Origin of the sequence: Agathobaculum sp. (assembly GCF_050946325.1) — a bacterium.
In the GTDB taxonomy this organism is placed as follows: Bacteria; Bacillota; Clostridia; order Oscillospirales; family Butyricicoccaceae; genus Agathobaculum.
The window spans coordinates 1-5,108 of record NZ_JBMNUP010000139.1; the positions used below are offsets into that span (position 1 = coordinate 1).

Sequence of the window (5,108 nt, forward strand, 5' to 3'; positions counted from 1 at the left end):
CCAGCTTACCGAGATGGGGATTCCGGTGGTGGTGGCGCTTAACATGATGGACGTTGTCAGAAAGCGCGGGGACAAAATTGATGGCAAGAAACTCTCGGAAGCGCTGGGCGTGCCTGTGGTGGAAACGGCGGCAATTAAGGGGGAAGGCGTTCGCGAACTGATGGCTGCGGCAAAGAAAGCGGCCGCCGGCGCGGCGCAGCCGCCGCAGCATGCGTTTGCATCGGAGATTGAGCAGGCGATTGGAAAAATCGGAGCCATGCTTTCCGATGTTACCGACCCTGCGCAGCGCCGCTGGTTTGCCATCAAGCTGTTTGAGCGCGATGAAAAGGTGCTGGACCGGTTCCGCTTCGGCAAAGATGTATGCGATAAGCTGGAAGAAACGATTGCAGCGGTGGAGGATGCGCTGGACGACGATGCGGAGTCCATCATCACCGATGCGCGGTATCAGTATATCACGGAGATGGTGCAGCGCTGCGTGCAGAAAAAACCGGCGGCCGCTTCGGCTTCGGATAAGATTGACCGCATTGTGACCAACCGCGTTTTGGCGCTGCCGATATTTGCGCTGGTGATGTTTTTGGTGTATTATGTATCTGTTACCACGGTGGGTACGCTGGTGACCGACTGGACCAACGATGTGCTGTTCGGCGAGGTCGTCCCGCCTGCGGTCGAGGGATTCCTTGTTTCGGTCGGCTGCGCGGACTGGCTGGTCAGCCTGCTGGTGGACGGTATTGTTGCCGGCGTGGGCGCGGTGCTGGGCTTTGTGCCGCAGATGCTGGTGCTGTTTTTCTTCCTGGCCGTTTTGGAGGACTGCGGATATATGGCGCGCGTTGCGTTTATTATGGACCGCATTTTCCGAAAATTCGGCCTGTCCGGCAAAAGTTTTATCCCGATGCTGATCGGCTCGGGATGCGGCGTACCGGCCGTCATGGCTTCCCGCACGATTGAGCAGGAGCGCGACCGCCGCATGACCATCATGACCACCTGCTTTGTGCCGTGCAGCGCAAAGCTGCCCATTATCGGCCTGATTGCAGGCGCGTTTTTCGGCAATGCGGGCTGGGTTGCATTTTCGGCATATGCAATCGGTATATTGGCCATCATCGTATCCGGTGTTATGCTCAAGAAATTCCGCGCCTTTGCGGGCGATCCGGCGCCGTTTGTGATGGAGTTGCCTGCCTACCATGTGCCCACGGCCGGCAACGTGCTCCGTTCGATGTGGGAACGCGGTTCGTCGTTTATCCGCAAGGCGGGAACGGTGATTCTGCTTTCCACCATTGTAATCTGGTTTTTGCAGACTTACGGCTTTGAGGGCGGCGCCTTCACCGCGGTGGAGCAGATCGATAACAGCCTGCTGGCATCTATCGGCTCGGCATTTGCCTTTATCTTCCGGCCGCTCGGTTTTGGGGACTGGAAAGGCGCGGTGGCTGTGGTTTCCGGTCTGGTTGCCAAGGAAAACGTCGTTTCCACCTTTGCGCAGCTTTTCCGCTTTACGGGCGAATTGTCCGACGCGGGCAATGAAATCTGGCGCGAACTGGCTGCGTCGTATACGCCGGTTGCCGCATATGCCTATATGGTGTTCAACCTGTTGTGCGCGCCGTGCTTTGCAGCGATGGGCGCCATCAAGCGCGAGATGAACAGCGCAAAATGGACCTGGTTTGCAATTGGCTACATGTGTGTATTTGCCTATGCGGTTTCGCTGATGATTTATCAGTTCGCCGGCCTTGTGACCGGTGCGGTGTCTTTTGGCATGGGCACAATTGCCGCCGTGCTGGTTCTGGCGGTTATGGTTTATCTGCTGGTACGCAGGCCGGCAGATCGGAATACGGGCCGTCTGCGCAAAATGAGCGCGCAGGCCGGCTGATGGAGAGAAAGGAGCGTCTGGCTATGCCGGCAACGATTGTAATTTGCATACTGCTGGCCGTTGCAGTGTTCTTTGCGGCGCGCACGGTGCGCCGTCAGGTCAAGAACGGCGAGTGCCCGGGCGGCTGCGCGGGATGTACCCGCCAGTGCAGTCATCATAAAGATGCAAAATAATATGGAGCGCACGGTCCGGCTTTTGCCGGACCGTGCTTTTTTGCCATACCGGCGGCGCCGCTTTTTCTGCTGGGCAGACGGCGTTTTTCACACCGCCGCCTTTTACGGCATAGATTGCAGGGAAAGGTGGTTTTTTTATGGTGATACATGTCGTGCGGCAGGGCGATTCGCTTTACCGTATCGCGCAGCAATACGGCGTTTCCGTGCCGTTCATCGTGCAGCAGAATGAGCTGCGCGAACCCTATCGGCTGACGCCGGGGCAGACCATTGTCGTGCCGCGGCCCGGGCAGGTCTATACCGTGCAGCCCGGCGATACGCTGGACGGTGTTGCAGTGAAAACCGGTGTGGATAAAATCACGCTTTGGCAGAATAATCCGCAGCTTGGCGGCGGAGACCGGCTTTACCCGGGACAGACGCTGGTGCTCAGTTATCAGCAGAACAAACTGGGCAGCTTTGCCGTCAACGGCTACGCCTATCCGGGCATAGACCAGCGCATACTGCGCAAAACGCTGCCTTATCTGACTTACTTATCCGTTTTTGCCTACGGCATTGACAAAGCAGGGCGCATCATTCCGCAGTCTGCGGACGCGCTTACGCGCGTGGCGCGGGAGTACGGAGCGAAGCCGCTGCTGGTGCTGACAACGTTGGGGGAGGACGGCCGGTTTTCGGGCGAACGGGCGCATACGCTGCTCAATGACGCCGCTATGCGGCAGACGCTGATTTCCAGCCTGGCAGGAACGCTCGCAGCGCAGGGTTATGCAGGGGTGGATATTGACTTTGAATATATTCCGCCGGAGGATGCGGCGGTGTACGCCTCGTTTGTGCGCGATGTGCGCGCACAGCTTGCGCCGCAGGGTTTTACGGTTATGGTTGCGCTGGCGCCCAAAACCTCGGTGGCGCAGCAGGGGCTGCTGTATGAGGCGCACGATTACCGCGCGCTTGGCGCGGCGGCGGACAACGTTCTGCTGATGACATATGAGTGGGGCTATGCATTATCCGAACCGATGGCGGTCGCACCCATTGACAAAGTGCAGCAGGTGGTGCAGTTTGCGGTTTCGGTCATGCCGCCGGAGCGGATTTTTCTGGGCATTCCAAACTATGGCTATGACTGGACACTGCCCTATGTCAAGGGGCAGTCCCGCGCGCGCAGTCTGGGCAATGTGCAGGCTGCCGAACAGGCGGTGCAGTTTGGCGCGCCCATACGGTTTGATGAAACGGCGCAGTCGCCGCATTACAACTATTGGCGCGAACGTGCCGAGCACGAGGTGTGGTTTGAGGACGCGCGCAGCATCCGCACCAAGCTTGCGCTGGCTGGCGAATACCGCTTGCGCGGCGTGAGCGTGTGGAACATCATGCGGTATTTTCCGCAGCTCTGGCTGGTGCTGAATAATCTTTACCGCATTGAAAAAACGCTTTAAAATTATGCAAAGCGGCCGGTATCTGGGAATATCGGCCGCTTTTTGGCGGAGAATGGATTACCTTGCTGGCATTTCCATTGCAAAACGGTAACAAAGTATCCTATACTTTGGTGCAGGGGGGAAAGCCTGCCGGTTTTCGCTCCGAACAAAAAATTCCAAGGAGGCAAATGCCATGAAGATGAAGAGACTGATACCCATTGCGCTGGCGCTGACGGTTGCCACCACCGCCGCCGCAGGCGCAGTGGAGTCGTATGATTTTTCCGCAGCGCATACTGCGCCGCAGCACCGGCTGTGCGAACGTTTTGATTTCCCTTTTTGTGATTTGCAGCCAGATGGTCCGTCCGCAGGGCCGGAAACGGACGGCGCGCCCGACGCTGCGCCGGACACGCCTGTGCAGAAACCGGACAACGGCGCCGGTCAGACGCAGGGGGCTTTTGCCGCGCAGGTTGCTGCGCTGGTCAACCAGGAGCGCGCCAAAGCGGGGCTGCCGGCGCTGCGCATAGATGCCGGTGTGCAGCGGGCGGCGCAGGTGCGCGCAGGAGAGGCGGCGCGGTCGTTTTCGCATACCCGGCCGAACGGGGCGTCCTGCTTTACGGCGCTGTCCGAGGCCGGCGTAAGCTACCGCGGCGCGGGTGAAAATATTGCGTATGGACAGGCATCTCCGCAGGAGGTGATGCGCGCGTGGATGAATTCGCCGGGGCATCGGCAGAATATTCTGCATGCCGGCTTCACAACGATTGGAGTGGGATATACGGTAATAAACGGAACGCCTTACTGGGCGCAGATGTTTACTTATTAAATACGGGTTAAATACGGGCAGACAAAAAGACCGGAATTTCTTCCGGTCTTTTTGCTGTTTACGGGGGAAAGCGGTTAACTGAGCGGATATTCCGTGCCGCCCAGCACGACGGCCTGCACCTGCGCAAGGTCAAAGGTGCGGGCGAGGGCATAAACAGCGGACTCCGTCTGGTATCCCGCGTCTTTTCCAAAGCCGAGGCTATACAGGGTCAGGTCGGTCTGGCCCTCACCGTCCTGAATGACCAGCTCATCGCCGTTTTGCAGTTTGATGACGATGCGCTCGATCCGGTCGATGAGCACCTGACCGTCCAGAGGTGCGGTCACGCGCAGGCCGATGGGGGACAGGGTGACCGCGCCGTCCGCGCTTTGCAGACTGGGAAGCGGCTGGGGATCGGGCAGCGTGACCTGTAAGGCGATTTTGGCGATATCCATGCCGTCCGCCTGCGTTTGTGATTGCCCCATCACCTGCGCCGCCAGCCGCAGGGACGTGTCCGGCGTGTAGTCGCCGCTCGGAATAAAGACGCCTTCTATATAATAGCTGTTTTCGGTCGAGCGGCTCTCATCCAGGAAAAAGCGGCTGCCGCAGAAATCGGATTCTCCATACAGGATGTTGAAATCAAGCTGCCCATCCTTGCCTGCATAGCATTGGGACAGACGGCTCCACGAAAGCGCGGGCTGGTTTTGATATTCCGGAGAATATTCGAGCAGCTCGAACGGCATAACGCCGTCCTCCGCTTTGTTTACCAGATGCAGGCTGACCAGCCCCACGCCGGCGTGTTCGTCAAACAGCACGGATTCAACCGTCATGCGGCAGCGGTCGTTTTCGTCGGCCTGTGCGTCCGCTGCGGGAACCGTGGTGTA

Annotated in this window: 5 protein-coding genes; 4 read left to right on the top strand and 1 reads right to left on the bottom strand. The window is 58.6% G+C overall.

All coding sequences use genetic code 11. The annotated features are described in order from the left end of the window. The 4 genes from feoB to ACOYIE_RS09240 all read left to right on the top strand — a co-directional run. A partial coding sequence (gene feoB / locus ACOYIE_RS09225) for a ferrous iron transport protein B (RefSeq protein WP_433412544.1) occupies nucleotides 1-1,858 on the top strand: 1,858 nt, incomplete at its 5' end. Then, a complete protein-coding gene (locus ACOYIE_RS09230) occupies nucleotides 1,858-2,031 on the top strand; it encodes a FeoB-associated Cys-rich membrane protein (protein ID WP_433412546.1) in 174 nt (57 codons plus the stop codon). The genes feoB and ACOYIE_RS09230, both read left to right, overlap by 1 nt. 137 nt (nucleotides 2,032-2,168) lie before the next feature. Beyond that, nucleotides 2,169-3,449 (top strand): glycosyl hydrolase family 18 protein, encoded by a 1,281-nt coding sequence (locus tag ACOYIE_RS09235; RefSeq protein ID WP_433412548.1) that lies wholly within the window; start codon nucleotides 2,169-2,171, stop codon nucleotides 3,447-3,449. A 172-nt stretch (nucleotides 3,450-3,621) separates the two neighbouring features. Next, nucleotides 3,622-4,248, top strand: a complete 627-nt coding sequence (locus tag ACOYIE_RS09240) for a CAP domain-containing protein (protein WP_433412550.1) — start codon at nucleotides 3,622-3,624, stop codon at nucleotides 4,246-4,248. Nucleotides 4,249-4,322: 74 nt separating this feature from the next. Here ACOYIE_RS09240 and ACOYIE_RS09245 read toward each other — a convergent pair. Next, a partial coding sequence (locus ACOYIE_RS09245) for a hypothetical protein (RefSeq protein ID WP_433412552.1) occupies nucleotides 4,323-5,108 on the bottom strand: 786 nt, incomplete at its 5' end.